9 protein-coding genes are annotated in these 15944 nt (G+C 41.0%); 1 reads left to right on the plus strand and 8 read right to left on the minus strand.

Going from position 1 to position 15944, the window contains the following annotated elements:
- Positions 1–318: 318 nt before the first annotated feature.
- Positions 319–918, plus strand: a complete 600-nt coding sequence (locus IPJ86_15945) for a hypothetical protein (GenBank protein ID MBK7888713.1) — start codon at positions 319–321, stop codon at positions 916–918.
- A gap of 198 nt (positions 919–1116) precedes the next feature.
- Here the strand turns inward: IPJ86_15945 and IPJ86_15950 are convergent, their stop codons facing one another.
- From IPJ86_15950 to IPJ86_15985, 8 genes are all read right to left on the minus strand, one after another.
- Positions 1117–4344 (minus strand): putative metal-binding motif-containing protein, encoded by a 3228-nt coding sequence (locus IPJ86_15950; GenBank protein MBK7888714.1) that lies wholly within the window; start codon positions 4342–4344, stop codon positions 1117–1119.
- Positions 4345–4624: 280 nt separating this feature from the next.
- Positions 4625–9799: a T9SS type A sorting domain-containing protein gene (locus IPJ86_15955; GenBank protein ID MBK7888715.1), complete on the minus strand. Its 5175-nt coding sequence runs from the start codon at positions 9797–9799 to the stop codon at positions 4625–4627.
- A 490-nt stretch (positions 9800–10289) separates the two neighbouring features.
- Positions 10290–10718: a hypothetical protein gene (locus IPJ86_15960; GenBank protein MBK7888716.1), complete on the minus strand. Its 429-nt coding sequence runs from the start codon at positions 10716–10718 to the stop codon at positions 10290–10292.
- A 30-nt stretch (positions 10719–10748) separates the two neighbouring features.
- On the minus strand, positions 10749–11291 hold the full coding sequence (locus IPJ86_15965) for a hemerythrin domain-containing protein (protein MBK7888717.1): 543 nt from the start codon (positions 11289–11291) through the stop codon (positions 10749–10751).
- 14 nt (positions 11292–11305) lie between these two features.
- Positions 11306–12241, minus strand: a complete 936-nt coding sequence (locus tag IPJ86_15970; protein ID MBK7888718.1) for an FAD binding domain-containing protein — start codon at positions 12239–12241, stop codon at positions 11306–11308.
- 2 nt (positions 12242–12243) lie between these two features.
- Entirely contained in the window at positions 12244–15039 is a 2796-nt protein-coding gene (locus IPJ86_15975) for a molybdopterin-dependent oxidoreductase (GenBank protein ID MBK7888719.1), read from the minus strand.
- An 87-nt stretch (positions 15040–15126) separates the two neighbouring features.
- Positions 15127–15462 carry a hypothetical protein gene (locus tag IPJ86_15980; protein ID MBK7888720.1) on the minus strand — a complete coding sequence of 112 codons (336 nt, stop codon included), beginning with the start codon at positions 15460–15462 and terminating at the stop codon, positions 15127–15129.
- 32 nt (positions 15463–15494) lie between these two features.
- Entirely contained in the window at positions 15495–15923 is a 429-nt protein-coding gene (locus IPJ86_15985) for a hypothetical protein (protein MBK7888721.1), read from the minus strand.
- Positions 15924–15944 lie beyond the last annotated feature (21 nt).

Raw genomic sequence — 15944 nt, forward strand, 5'->3', positions numbered from 1 at the left:
TTAATTCATCAGTAAATTTATGTAAATTTGATGAAAGCCGGAATTCAACGATCAATAGCATTGATTATCCATCACTAATATTTTGGAGAATCCTGTAAAGTATTTATTTTGTTAATGTCCAACTTTCTTTAGGGCCATTTAGTAGACGGATATAAATAGAAGAATATTAGCACCTAACAGAAAGGTTTTATGGTAAATTGCGCGATGTTATCCGATTTTAATGATGAATTTAATAGTTTGTATACTTTAGCAGTAATGAAATTTGGAGCAACTGAAGGAACTCATTCCAGTTTAAAGTACATTTAAATGAAATAACTTATGAAAAGGCGTACATTTAATCAAGTTCTATGTATTTTTTCCGGCTTCTTTATCCTCTCCATTTTTTCCTGTGAAGATGACACCCCGCCCTATTATCAAGTGGATGAGTCCATTTATGTGAAAGTAATAGAATTCCATACGGGTAATCCCATTCCCGATGCTAAAGTGGTGGTGAAAGGGTATTGGGGAGGAGGTTTTGGAACAGCGCCCTATGAAGCGAGGATTGATTCTTTTTACACGGATTCATCGGGTTACTGTACTTTTCTTAGAAAGAAATATATTGAACTTATGGCATCTACCTATACATCAATAGGTGTTTGTTGTAATGTGCCGAATATGCCTTACAAAGAATCCTGCAGTAGTTTAGGCGTGACTGGTTTACCCGGTATTGAAGTCACGCTACAACCCACCGGATGGCTTTGTCTTTATATCAATGATGTGTTGCCACTCCACCCTGAGTTTACACCTATTTCTCTTTCAGTAAAAGCATTTGCAACCCATTGGCCGTATTTAATTTTCCGGATAATTATGATCCGGAAATCGGTTCTGTTATGCCGCTGGATGGATATAAATTATCAGAAAGGAAGGCAACATTTTTAACTGAAAACGATGGCATCACGGGAAATGACATTGATTCCCTTATTTCCGGGATTGTCAACGGATTGGATACGGTGGATGTGAATATAAATTTTTGAGTATTTATGACATATGAGCTTAGGTTTAATGGAATTTCACTCCATTAGAAGTAGTATGACTTTTACACCGGAATAAGTTTAGCTTTTTCAAGACTTAGATTAATTAATCAGTAAAATCATAATTTAATACAGGGGAATCAAACAGGATAGGTAGCTTTGACCAGGTTGCAATGGTGTTCCTGTTAATTACTTCAATATAATACAATTGATTGTTTACTGCAGCGGGAAAGTTAAACACACCATTTCCATTGATATCGATGATGGATGATGTAGAATGAATGGGGCTGAAAGGTGCTATGGGTTCACGTAAAACAACGGTGATACTGTCACATATATTGGGTAGAGTAAATGGGTCAAGAACTGCGGACATTACTCCATTTCCCAAATAATAACCTTCAATATAGATTTTTAAGTGTAATGTTATACTTGTAAATTCATCCGTATTTCCATTGCAATTATCATCAATTCCATTGTTGATTTCAGAAGCGAGTGGATTAACACCCGGATTGGTATCATCACAATCGGTGGAGTCTGTTACATAACCTATAGGTGCTGTACAGGCAAATGTGCTTAAAGCCGGATTTCCGAAATTGTCCCCATCATTATCCGCAAAATAAATATTAGGAATATCCGCAGTTACTTGCATAGTATCCGTTGTTTGACAACCTTGTGGTATGGAGGTGATAGTTAAAATATATGTTCCATCAATCAGATTATTGAAGAATGTGGTCACTCCTGAAGTGTTATAAATGCTGTACAATAAATTCCCTGCACTATCCGATAAATTAGCAAGATGACCATTGCAGCTATTCGTTATTGAAGTGGAAGCTAAGATGGAAACCCCGCAACCACTAACAATGTTGTAAGTTGTTTGAATCGAACAACTCGGAGCAATATAGACAGAATCCCAAATATCGCAGGAGATGTATTGGCCATAGTAATTGGTATAACCTGCAGTTGCATTGAAGAAATACCATCCGGGAGGCAGTCCGGGATAATTGAATTCTTTATCAGGGTAATTGGCTAAGTACAGATAGGTGTAATAATTCTGCTTGTTGAATTGATAGATGCTAACTGTAGAAAAATTAGTGCAGTTTGTCGTCGTATCTCGGATAGTAAAACTTCCATCGTAACAGCCATATCCGCTTGCCGATGTAGCAGAGATGGTCCAGGGACTTACACAAGGAGCGTCGGCGATGGTGAAAGGGATAATTTCTTCGCAGAAAGTATCGTAGAAAGGAGATGTTCGGATGCGTAATAGATAGTTTCCGGGAGGAATGGTATTCCAGCTAAGTTCAACGCCGCTTGCTGCAGCTTGCTGGGCAAAGATAGTGGAGCTGTCAGTGGTACTTAAAATATCGGCTGAGTACCCATAACAGGCATTGGTAGTGGCGGTGACTTTTATCTCACCATTGAAGCAACCGGCCACGCTGGCAGGTGAAGTAGAATAGGTGGCTGTGAGGATGCAAGCAGGTTCAATGTAAATGGAATCCCATATATCGCAGGAGATGTATTGGCCATAGTAATTGGTATAACCTGCAGTTGCATTGAAGAAATACCATCCGGGAGGCAGTCCGGGATAATTGAATTCTTTATCAGGGTAATTGGCTAAGTACAGATAGGTGTAATAATTCTGCTTGTTGAATTGATAGATGCTAACTGTAGAAAAATTAGTGCAGTTTGTCGTCGTATCTCGGATAGTAAAACTTCCATCGTAACAGCCATATCCGCTTGCCGATGTAGCAGAGATGGTCCAGGGACTTACACAAGGAGCGTCGGCGATGGTGATGGGAATAATCTCTTCACATAGGGTGTCATAAAAAGGATTGGTTCGGATGCGTACTAAATAATTTCCGGGCGGAACAGTGTTCCAGTTAATGGCGACTCCACTTGCTGCAGTTTGTTGTGCAAAGATGGTAGAGCTATCTGTTGTGCTTAAAATATCGGCCGTATATCCGGAACAGGCATTGGTGGTAGCGGTCACATTAATTTCTCCGTTCGGACAACCGGTAACACTTGCAGGTGAAGTAAAATAGGAGGTAGTGAGTATGCAGGAAGGTTCAATATAAATAGAATCCCAAATATCGCAGGAGATGTATTGGCCATAGTAATTGGTATAACCAGCAGTTGCATTGAAGAAATACCAACCGGGTGGCCATCCGGGATAATTGAATTCTTTGTCGATGTAATTGAATAAGTACAGATAGGTATAATAATTTTGCTTAGTAAATTGATAGATGCTCACTGGAGAGAAATTGGTGCAATTCGTTGTAGTATCTCGGATGGTAAAACTTCCATCGTTACAGCCATATCCGCTTGCTGATGTAGCAGAGATGGTCCAGGGGCTTACACAGGGAGCATCGGCGATGGTGATTGCATTCCATCTGGTACAGGAACTGAGCGCATATGGATAATCTGTTGTTTTTATTAAATAATTTCCGGGAGGTAAAAACAAGAAAGAACAAGTATCACCGGAAACAGAAATGCATGAGGTTACCGTGACACTATCAGTGGTCATCAATGTGGACTGATAACCCTGGCAATTGTTTGTAATGGCACTGATTTTTATTTCGCCATTATTACAGCCAGCTATAAGAGGGTTATTAACAGAAGTACTAACATCCATTTGGCAATTATTTTGTCCAACGATGATCGAAGTTGTTGCTTGACAACCTCCGGGGTTGGAATAAGCCGTAATCAAATACGTTCCATTTTGAAGGCCACCCAGTGTAGGGTTTGATGAGTCTACATAGCCACTGAATGTCTGAGGGCCGAATTCATCATTTAAGCGTTCGATAAATGCATACCAACCATTACAGGCATTGGTGGAGGCGGACACTGTTATTGATCCAGGGGAACAGCCAAGACCAAAGCCGGATGCATCTGTTTTGGTTGCACTTACAGATATGTTACATATAGGCGCACTACCTGTAGTTACCTGCGTAGTCTGTTGTATTTGATAAGAGGAGGTGTTGCAATCGAGACAGTATTGAATGCAGTTGTTGTTAATATCCCAGTCACAGCAATATTGAAAGGGGCTCGAGGAATAACAAGTAGAATACAATGTAGCGCAATAGGTAGTATTGAAATCCGCTGAAAAAGTAAAGTTATTGGTATACCATGGCCACCAACCCCCATTGCAATCATAGGCATATTCAAAAGCAGCCTGAAAAGTTACCTGATAATTTTCTCCATAACATTGAGGTACATAACTGATGAAATAACCGCCGCTGAGTGGATTGCAACCGGAAGGACATTGAGCGTTGGAGGCAGCAGGCATTAGAATTAAGGCAGTAAGCGAAACAAAGAGTAGGGTGCATTTCATGTTCATAATGATAGGATAATTAAAATAGTGTAAACTATTTTTCTGATTCAGATTCGAAAGTTATAGGTTAAAATTTAACAATCAAAGGAAAGATATCAGAAATAGTAAGTAGCCACTATTCATTGGTTTTTTATTTTGTTTTATAACGAAATACTCTTGATTACTATAGCAATGTATGAAGACCCGATTTTTAGTTTATTTATTTTGGCGATAGAGTAAGAATGGAATGACCATACTTACCATTTATTTTGCAAGAAAGAGCGTGTTGATTTTTGATCAGGTGATTTTATTCTATCAATAGTTTACCAATTTGCGCAGATCGCTGTGTGTGTAATTCTACCATATACCAACCTGTTGTCAGGAAGTCATTAAAGAACTCCAGCTTGTTATCTCCTTCTTTGGAATAGGCAGAATGGGTAAACAAAGTCCGGCCACTGACATCACTGATTTTCAGCAAATAGTTATTTCGTTCAGTTGAAATAAATTGGATGATGAAATGATTTGAAGCCGGATTCGGATATATTTCCATTGGGAGAAGTGTATTCGCTGCAATAAATCCATTCATCTTAGCACCACAATAAGCGGAATCAATGGATATGCCCGACAGACTTCTCCATGCTCCCGTTCCACATGAATTGATACCTCTCACGGAAATAACCTGACTTGTTGCCGGAGTTGTGCTGTAATTTACGGTGAGGAATTTAGTTCCTTGTCCTCCTACAATGGCAACACCACCGGGCACGACCCATTCATACGTACTCGTGGAGGGCACAGTGGCCACAGCGTATAGTTCTCCACTTTGCCCCGGACAAATCGTAATGTCTCCCGAAACGACAGAGGGTTTGGGCGGTGCTCCAATACTATTTAATGTTCTGGATGTTCCGATCCCGCAGGCGTTCATTCCTGCTACAGTGATCGTCCCCGTTGTAAAAGAAGGTAAGGCGTCGACTGTAATGGTAGCAGTTCCTGCGCCTCCTATAATAGTTAGTGCAGGAGGTACTGTCCAGCTATAGGAAGTAGCACCGGATGCCCCAACAGTTGAAAACACAGCACCACTGATTCCGCAAAGACCCGCAGTAATGCCGGTGATGGGTTTTGGTTGTAAAGGCAAATTAAATAAAAGTGTTTTAGCCCTTGTCGGACTCTGTCCGCAGCTATTCGTAGCCGTTACATATAAAGTTCCGCCGGTATAAGATGGACCGGCTGCAGCAGAAATAATATTGGCATGCTCATTAGAAAGAAAAGTCATCCCTCCCGGAAGATTCCACTTGTATTGATTCGTACGAAAAACAGGAGCAATTGAATAGGTGGCTATATCTCCCGGACATAATTTGGATGGGCCGCTGATAGAGGGAGGTGTAACCGGGATCACTGAATTAATATTTAAAGAAATACAACTTGAAAGCGTATCGTAACAGGCTCCGGTAGCGGTGACGCACAGTGGTCCATTAATCCCATTCGCGATTGCTGAAGAAGTATAATTGACAGAAATTAGCCCTGTCCCCTGCCCACCGGTAATGACAGCTCCTACCGGTGCCGTCCATAAATAAGTTGTTCCTGTGGTTGAAGGCAAAACGCTGTAACCTATAAGAAGTGTCGAAGTGGTACAAATGGAATCAATGCCCGATATTAAGAATGGGGTAATAGAAGAAACAGCTGTGATCACAATAGAAGCGCAGGATGTGGTATCACAAACTCCTTCTGCACGTACATAATAATGATGCGCTCCGGCGGAGACAGGAAGGACGGAGATGGAATTCCCGCTACCAATAGGCAGGCCGGAGCCGCAACCGGATTTATACCATTGCCATGAAGCACCGGAGCCCAATGAACCACTATGAACTGTGAGTGTCACTGAATTTCCCGAACAAGCCGTATTGGCAATGGCATCACTTGTAACCGAAGTTGGAGCTACAGAAACCGAGAATAAAGTAGAAATAATAGAAGTACAGGAAGCCTGACAGGAATTGTTATCGGTTACCATGTATGTATAGGGACCTGGTACAAGATTGTTAAATGTTCCCGTACCTCCATAAGGGGCGGTGCCACCGGTAGCTGTTACAACTATTTCACCATTCGCATCACCGGGGCAGGATTCATCAGCAGTAACAGTGCACATAGCAATCAATGTATCGGGAGCTGTAATTATCGCTGTGCAACTGTCTATGCAGTTATTGGCATCACTAACAACAACTGTATAATTTCCCTTGACGAGCCCGGATATTCCCGGTGTTGTATTTCCATTTTCCCAATCATAAACAAGAGGAGTAACTCCGCCTGTGGCCAACACGAATGCAGTACCGTCATCGTCATCACTACAGAGCAGATCACTACCTGTACAATTTAAAACTAGTGCATCGGGTTCATCTACCGTATAACTGCAGTTGCTATAACATCCAAATACATCATAAACCGTCACGTTATAGATTCCGGGAGCGAGGGAACTAATCCCCGGACTTGTACTTCCTTCCGACCACGCATAGGTGTAAGCAGGAGTACCACCGGATGACAGCACAAAAGCCACCCCATTCGAATCACCATGACAAACTACATCTTGTCCTCCACAGGCAGCAATTAATTCAGGTGGTTCAGCTATGGAAATACTGGAAACACCAATACAACCTTTTGAATCTACAATATTATAAAAATGCACTCCCGCCGGAACTCCGCATAAAGTTACCGGGAATGGATAAGGAACATATGGCGGAGTACCTCCGGTTGGTGTTATATTGATGCAGGTGGTATTGCCATGACAATATATGGGAGCGAGTTGTGTGAGCACCAGTGAAAGCATACTGGGTTCCACTAAATCCACACCCACAGGTAAGGAAGCGCAACCGGAAACGTCGGTTACAATGATATCATGATGCCCGGCAAAGAGGCCGCAGAGCGTACCCGTGTTGGAATAGGGTGGAATACCACCGGAAGCACTCACCATTACACAACCATGCCCTCCAGCACAAGGAATGGGATCAATGCCTAAAATGGTTGCAACAATGGGAGGCGGAGCACTTACCGTAGTACTGCAGGATACGGTGCAGCCATTTATATCAGTGACAATAACAGAATAGGTTGAGGCCATCAAAGCATCTGCAATGGCTGTAGTATCTCCATTGCTCCAAAGATAAGAATAGGGGCCGGACCCTCCGCTGGTGATAGAGCTGCAATTTCCATCTGCCAGATAAGAGCAGGTAGCTGCTGTCGAAGTACATGTAGTCATTAACAACGAAGGTTCGGTAATATAATAGGAGATGATGTGTTTTTCATCAAAACCATCTTGTATGGTATCGGTATAGAAGCCGGGAGCTAACCCACCGATGTCTTCCGAAATGGCACCATTACTCCAATGATGTGTAACCGGAGGAAAGGCCCCACTGATAGTTTGGTCAATAGTTCCGTTACCGAGACCAAAGCAGGAGACAGGAGTAACTATAGCCGATACTGCTATAGGGTTGTTTATAATTGAAAAATTCTTATTGGAGATATCGAAGAAGATATTTCCAACCGATTGAACTTTGATTCTGGCTTTATCTGTAAGCGTATCAAGCACAAGCACTGCTTCAATGCCATCATTTAGGATATGTGATTTTAGCAAATAAGGATAGGTATATCCGCTGTCCACAGAGAGGTAGATGTCAACCAGGGCACAACTGACAGGCGCAACAATGCTGATGCCCGGGTTCCATTTCACAGTATCTATACTTTCTGCTTTCCAATTCATGGAAACATTTGGGACCATGACATGAAAAGGACCTCCTGTTACTAGTGAAACTAATTTGGGAGCATCATTATACGTTACGCCACTTCCGCCTGCCCGGTTATCTCTCACCGTTAGTCTGAAATTCAATATTCGTGCATAGGAAGGAAGTATTTCACCAATATAGGTGGTGTCACGAACTAGTGCTTCTATTTTTGGAAATATTCGGACCGAATCTGCTGTTGGTAAAAATGATCTGAATGCCGGAGCATTCCCTGAAGGCATATTCCATACACCATTTGGGCCGGTGTCAATTTCTTCCCAACAATACGTGATGGCATCGCCATTAGCATCTGAACCTGTTCCGCTCAAAAAGAAGGGTGTCTCAGTCGGAATACTGTAGTCAATACCGGAAATTAGTGCAGGAGGAGTGTTGCCTGTGGCAATGACGGAAGCACAGGTATTTCCGGAATCTGTTTGTGTATAAGTAATGATTTCATCGAAACTTCCGGTATGGAAATGAGGATCACTGTTTAGCTGAAGATTAGCAGCACTACATATGCCGGCATAACTCATGATCGTACTTCCGCTTCCCGGTTCAAAGGCAGTGGCTGATATCCATTGGCCAATCACGCAATTTCCTGAAATCTGATTATAGGTATGATGTGCGTTCATTTGATGCCCCATCTCATGACAAACATAATCCACAAAAAAGGCATCACCTACCGGTATAGGACGACCGGTACCCCCTTGTGCCTTCCAACCGGGACTGCATGTGACGCCATGGTAAGCTAAACCTCCGGTGCTTATTGTGAAATAATGGCCGATATCGTAATTGGCAGTACCAATAATGGAATCAGTAATTACCTGATTTCTTAAAAGTGAAGCGGTTGTTGGAGCACCCAGCCCAAGTGGGGGATCTAAGAATAATTGATCGTTATTGCCGATGATAATAAACCGAATATCAACTTCAGATTCATACACTTGATTCACCCGGTTTATAGCAATTACAATATTGGACATAATGGCAGAATCTGTATTGCCAAAATAATTGCAGTACGAGGTGTCTGCTGTCATTGCAAGCCGATATGTTCTCAGCTGAGTGCCTGAACTTCGTTCCTGATTTTGATGAGGTTCTTTTTCAGATGATTTTTTATTTTTTCGATTAGTTCTAATATAATCATGCCGGTTCATTTGTTCGTCGTTCAAACATCGCGATAACACCGGAGAAGCAGGAAGCTCTTTTCTATAGTAAGAGTAATATTGGTTTCCACCTTTTGATGAACAGGGATCAATATATGCAGTTCCATATTCAGATGAACTTATCATAGCATGGAAGCCCGAGGGAGTAAGATCAAATCGCATGGTAGCATCTGTAGACGTGGCGATATATGTTTTAATATAGGGATATTTTTCCGGTCGCTCCAGGATCGGTGATTCCATTACGCTGAAAAGCACATTTCTTCCGTCCGGCATGGGGAATTCGATCATCAGCTTTTCAGCTTCTGCATTTGCCGAATACTCAAGAGGAGCTTTCCTTAATATCGTTTTAAGGAAGGGGAGGTCAAGCTCTACCAGCCGAAATCTAACAGGTGTGACGGTGTTTTCTTCCCGTACAAAATTTTCAGACAAAGCGTCTTTCCATGGTTGAAGCTGGGCGAATACTTCATGTATGGGTCCGGTTAATAGCAACAGGAAAACGCCTATCAATTTAGTTTTAAAGTTCTCCCGGCACATCTTTCTGAAATATGTTTGTGCTTTCATGTTGTTTTATTTAGTGGATTATTACAATGGTAATAATTTTAATTAAATAGCTATGAGGCCTGTTTTTCTAATTGATGTTGACTCTTTATAAAAAAATATTGGCATTGAAAAATGGAATAAAAAATTTTAAAAAAGAACTAAAAGGCAAAACCTTTCCACCACAACTTGTTCACAGGGAGTCGAGCTTTCTGAATTAATAAGAACCCATCTAAGGGATTTCAACGCGAAATATGGGAAATATTATTGAGAATTGCAAGATCTATTTTTATGATTAATATCACCCGGGGTGAAGGGTGGATGGTTTTAGAATTTACATTAAGTATAGAGGTTGTCGGTTGCCGATTGCAGTTCTTTCAAAGGGAAAGCTGAAAATGAGGAGGGAGAATGATTCATGAAGAGTGGATATTAAAACCTTGCTCCAAGAAGGGATGTGGAGATATTTTTTTGATTATTGGGCATTGGAGTCGGTATCAGCAATTCTTTAAATGCTTCATGCCCTTTTCCAATGCAGTTTTTTTCCGAATCCCAGAGTGTTGTCAGTCATTTTAATTTCAAGGAGACGAATAGCCCAAATTACACCATGATGATGGATGGCATAGGGGAATTTACTGTAATAGATTTCCTGAAAAGAGGTAGTTTGTACATCTGTAATCTGTTCCGATGAAATCAAATATCCTTTGAATTGTATTCCGCGTAGTGCTTTAATGTTCAGCATGTCGGGAAGGATGGTGCCGGCTAATAGTGGATTTTTAAGTGCAAGTTGTATGTGCAAAGTCTGTGGGTCAGATTTAAACACTAATGTCGTATTTTCTTCGCAGAATGCGTAAAAGCAGTTTGCACAATGCGGTTGATTGTTAACTGTCACACACAAAGTAAGGTTGGTGTTTTCACCAATGAAGCAAAGGATGTTTTCATCCATCGAAGGGAATTCGTTTATTTGTAATGTGGACTATTCTGCCATGTGTAGTTTGCCTCGCAGTGATTCCACCCATTCTTCCCATTCCGCTTTTAAGCCTGTTCCCAACTGTCGGTCCGTATCCTGAAAATCGAAATACATTTTTTCTAGCTCCGCATCTGTTAACAAGGATTCAGCAATCATAAACACTTCTTCGTTTTCAACTGCAATATGATCCAGTAGTGCATCTGTATACTCCACCAATAGTTTATGGCTGATTTCGAAATTTCGTTCGTTCAGTGATTTTTCAATGTTGGATATCATCTCCCTGAATTCTTCGTGCTGGCTAAACATCTCTGCCACCACGCCTTCGGCAAGTAATTCATTTTTCTTGTTCATCAAGGGAAAGAGAATGATCTCTTCTTTGTGATGATGATAGCCATCAGCATATTTCCGGAAGAAGTGGAGGAGCTCTGTGGTCAGTTCATAAAATTGATTGGGATTTGATTGAATCATTGGCTTGATTCGGTTAATACTATCAATGGCATTCACTATTTTTGAATGTTCTTCAAACAGCATTTGTATGGCTTTGTTCATAGTATTGAATATTTTTAGTTGATATTTAATTCTTTAAAACTTCGTTGAAGAAAAACACGTATCATTTCTTTTCGGTATCCTCTTGTGTAATAGTCATTATCCACAATCCTGCATTTCTTGACTGCGACTTTAATGATTTCCTCTGAATTCATTGGTAAGGCAGCTTCAATGAGCACCGGACCGGGATCTACTCCACCTAATACAATGCGTATTTTTTCTTTATCATCGATAGATACTGCAGTTGTTAATGAAGTGAAATCAACTGCTTCCCGTGGCCTAAGTTTTTTAAATACACAGTTGATATTTTGTTTAAGTTTCAAGTGTATGGATGTAATGATAGAATGATTACTGATTTCACGTGGATTGATTCCATTGCCGGTGTAAAGTTGTTGTAAGGGCACCATTTTTATTCCGTCCTTTTCAGCGATTTCAATATGCGCATTCAAGGCAATCAAAACAGGAGCAGTATCGGATACAATTTTTGAGAAACAGTTTTTTTTACCGCCTGTAGCTATGCAAATGTCACCATCACATTTAAGGCAGAATCCAACTGCTTTTCGCCACCATTCACTCTGATTGTAAAAAACACATCGGTTTTCACATAGTAAATTTCCACCTAAAGTTGCTGTTTTTCTGATGACGGGTGAAGCGACAGATTTTGCCGCAGTAATCAAAGCAGGGAAGTGGGCTACAATTTCGGAAGTATCCGCTAATTCATCCAAACGGACTAAGGACCCGATACGAATAGAATCACCGGTAACATTTATCTCCTTTAGCTCTTTAATTCCGGTAAGGTCGATCAGGCAAGGCGCAGTTTCATTTCCTTGAAATTTATTTACGACCACATCTGTCCCACCCGCTAAATAGCGGAAGGAAGAAATGTGTGCTAATCCGATTTCAATCGCTTCCTGCACCGAAGTGGTTCGTATATATTTCTCCTGCTTTAACATATTCAACTTATTTCACGTTGAGCAATCTCGTTTTTCTTCATCAGATGCAGTACGTCTTCAGAACGTATAGGTAACCGTGTGATGCGAACTCCTACTGCATCATATATGGCATTGGCTATTGCAGGTATAACCGGATGCAAAGCTCCTTCACCGCATTCTTTTGCACCGAAAGGTCCTTCCGGATCAATTGATTCTATAATATTCGTACTGAATTCAGGGGTGTCAAGTGTAGTGGGAATTTTGTAGTCGAGGAAATTATTATTAACAAGCAGGCCATTAAAATATTTCATCTCTTCACACATCGCCTGTCCAATACCCATATGCCAGGAACCTTCGAGCTGTCCTTCCACAGCGAGAGGATTCAAGGCCTTGCCACAATCATGCGCACCCCACACCTGTAATAGTTTGACATGTCCGGTTTCCAGATCTACTTTTACCTCTGCAACACAAGCACCAAAAGAATAGGAGGGACTCAATCCGGCACCTGCACCTTTGAAATCGCCGCCCAACTTTGGTGAAATATATTTACCGCTTACATTGACTGCTCCTTGGCCGGCTGTAAGGATTTCAATGGCTTCAAGCCATTCCATGTGGATGGACTTATCATTGCTGAAAATGCAGTTACCGGAGAAGTTCAGTTCTTCCGGCGCTATTCCTTTTTTCACGACAATAGCACTGATAATTTCTTTTTTAAGGTTTTCAGCTGCATCCTTCGCTGCATTGCCGGCCATGAATGTTACCCTGGAAGAATAGCTACCCAAATCAACAGGTGTTAAAAGCGTGTCTGCAGCCACTACAACTATTTTATCAGGAGAAATGCCCAGGACTTCGCCTACAATGATGGCTAGCATTGTGTCGCTTCCTTGTCCAATATCATTGGCACCGGATGTGATCAGTACCCTTCCGTCAAAATCTACTTTTAAGTGCACCGTTGATTGCGGAAGTTCATTCCAAATAATAGGCAACGCACTGCCGCTGATAAAGAATCCGCAACCCACGCCGAGGCCATGGCCGTATTCCATTTTCCCGTGACGCGTATCCCATGAAGATTGTTCTGCCACTTTTTGAAGGGACTCGCGGCTGCCGTTGGATGTTATTCGGTACTGGCCTACCGTTAGTGTATTTGAATTCAAAAAATTTTTCATGCGTATCTGTACCGGATCCATCTTGAGCCGGTGAGCAATATCGTCGATCAGACTTTCTACAGCAAAACGGGAATTAACAGCTCCATGTCCACGCATTGCACCGCATTGCGGTTTGTTGGTATATACACGAAAAGTTCTAAAGCCGAAATTGTCGAGTTTATAAGGCGCCTGTAATAAAACACCATTATAATAAGAAGTAACTACACCGAAACTTCCGTAAGCCCCTCCATCAATGGCGATATCCGCATCGAGCACTTTAAAATTACCTTCTTTATCTGCACCTAATTGTAAAGTTAACCGGGATGGGTGCCGACCATGATTGGTCAAAAACACCTCTTCACGGGTTAGCTTCACCCTAACCGGCTTTCCTGTTTTACGAGCGATATGTGCTACAATAATTTCATGAGGAAAAGGATCTCCTTTACCTCCAAATCCGCCGCCTACATGTGGTTTGATTACCCGCACTCTATGAAGTGGAACTTCAAGTGTTTTTGCAAGTGTACGGTGAAGATAGTGCGTTACCTGAGTGGAGGAAACCATTGTCAGTCCATTTTCATCCCACCAGGCAACAGCAGCATGTGGTTCTGTAAATCCATGGTTGACACCTTCCGTTTCAAAACTCATCTTACTGATGATTTCTGCCTCCTCTAATCCTTCCTGCTGATTTCCAAAACGGAGCTCTGCTTTTTTATGTATATTATTGTTTAGTTTACCATAGGAATGTATTCTTTCATTTTCACCGGCATCTGCTAATGAATCGTCGATGGTAAGATAGGCTTTGATAGGATCGTAATGCACTTCTATCAGACGGCAGGCTTCTTCGGCAATTGATTCAGTATCTGCTGCTACTGCGGCAACTATTTCACCAATGTATCTTGTTTTTTCTATTGCCATTGCCGGCTCATCCTGTGAGATGGGTAGCACACCGAATTTTACCGGAAGCTCTAGGCCAACAGCAATGTAACGTACTCCATTAATATCTTCCGCTTTATCAGTATCTATTTTCTTTATGTACGCATGAGGATATAAACTCCTTACAAATTTTACATGTAATGCATCTTTTACCATGTAATCATCCGCATAATCGGCAGTTCCCTGCGCCTTCCTGCCGGCTTCAATGGAAGGACGACCCGTTCCAACTCCGTGTGTGGAAGGGGCTTCCTTATTCAGATTGTTGGATTGTATTTCCTTTTGCAAATCCTGTACATACGCGGTCACCGCTTCAACTATTTTTTTGTATCCCGTACATCTACATACATTTCCGCTTAACGATTCCTTTATCTGTTCCTTGGTTGTTGAAGGATGTTTATGAATGTAATCTAACGAGGTCATAATCATTCCGGGTGTGCAAAAGCCACATTGGATGGCGCCCTTTTCTACAAATTTCTCTTGTAATGCATGAAGTTCCCCGTTTTGTGATAAGCCTTCTATTGTGGTAATTTCCGCATGGTCGAAGCGAAAGGCCGGTGTTATACAGCTCAGTACGGCTTCGTTATTCACGAGTACTGTACAAGCTCCACAACTTCCTTGTGAACAACCAATTTTGGTTCCTGTAAGTCCTATTTTCTCCCTGATGACAGTTGACAGCATGTCATGCTCATTCGCAATAACGGTGTACTCTTTGCTGTTAACGGTGAGGTGAAGAATTTTCATTTTACGGAATGTTTTTGGCTTATGTTTTTTATTTGCTTATGGCATCACTCAAACGGAATAGGATTACTTTTTTTACTTTCAGTGTAATTAATTATTCAAACGTTTTGCAGATTTACGATGGGTGGGATTTTCACCACAAATGTTTATTCGGAGACCTGTACTTCCACTTTGTACAAATGTGACTGCGGACCACGAAACCCCGCCTATTGCAAATCTGCTGTTGTTATGCGTAGATTTATTTTTTCCGTCTGTAATATAGACTTTTATTTGTCGGTTAAGGGAAATTCCAAGTTCATTTGCTTTTGAACGAATTACATATTCGCTTCTGCCGAGTTCGTAAGCAATTAGTCCTGTTGGTCTGTTGCCTTTTTCCATTTTCTCTAATTTAGTAACACCATTGACTGTCCATTGTGTAAGTACCATTATTTTTTTGTGTCTTTGCTATAATCTCTTTTTTAATTTGGATAAAACACCCAATTTCCATTATACTCTTTCTTATAGGTACCTAACTTATTTCCGTACTTGTCTTTTTTAACAATGTTACCATTATAGTCTTCTGATAATGTGTATAAAATATTTCCAAAAGAATCTTTTACTACTTCGTCTCCATTATAATTAGTGGATTGCGTACTTTGTCTATTACCGTAATTGTCTTTAGTAACAGTGTTTCCATTGTAATCTTTGGATTCTGTTTTAATAACATTTCCGTACTTGTCTTTCCAAACAAAATCACCATTGTAATTAGTTGAACCTGTCGCAATAATATTTCCATATTGGTCTTTTGCAACTGTATTTCCATTATAATCCTTTGAATAGGTTATGTTTTGACTAAAACCAACAATTGTTGTTAGCGTCAATAGAAGTGTGATAATTATTTTTTTCATTTTTCAAAATTTTAAATCAAT

It is taken from the genome of Bacteroidota bacterium (assembly GCA_016713925.1).
In the GTDB taxonomy this organism is placed as follows: Bacteria; Bacteroidota; Bacteroidia; order AKYH767-A; family OLB10; genus JAJTFW01.

Coding starts and splice junctions, on each gene's coding strand:
- IPJ86_15975 (MBK7888719.1), bottom strand. CDS start 15,039: ATGAAAATTCTTCACCTCACCGTTAACAGCAAAGAGTACACCGTTATT.
- IPJ86_15970 (MBK7888718.1), bottom strand. CDS start 12,241: ATGTTAAAGCAGGAGAAATATATACGAACCACTTCGGTGCAGGAAGCG.
- IPJ86_15985 (MBK7888721.1), bottom strand. CDS start 15,923: ATGAAAAAAATAATTATCACACTTCTATTGACGCTAACAACAATTGTT.
- IPJ86_15955 (MBK7888715.1), bottom strand. CDS start 9,799: ATGAAAGCACAAACATATTTCAGAAAGATGTGCCGGGAGAACTTTAAA.
- IPJ86_15950 (MBK7888714.1), bottom strand. CDS start 4,344: ATGAACATGAAATGCACCCTACTCTTTGTTTCGCTTACTGCCTTAATT.
- IPJ86_15960 (MBK7888716.1), bottom strand. CDS start 10,718: ATGGATGAAAACATCCTTTGCTTCATTGGTGAAAACACCAACCTTACT.
- IPJ86_15980 (MBK7888720.1), bottom strand. CDS start 15,462: ATGGTACTTACACAATGGACAGTCAATGGTGTTACTAAATTAGAGAAA.
- IPJ86_15965 (MBK7888717.1), bottom strand. CDS start 11,291: ATGAACAAAGCCATACAAATGCTGTTTGAAGAACATTCAAAAATAGTG.
- IPJ86_15945 (MBK7888713.1), top strand. CDS start 319: ATGAAAAGGCGTACATTTAATCAAGTTCTATGTATTTTTTCCGGCTTC.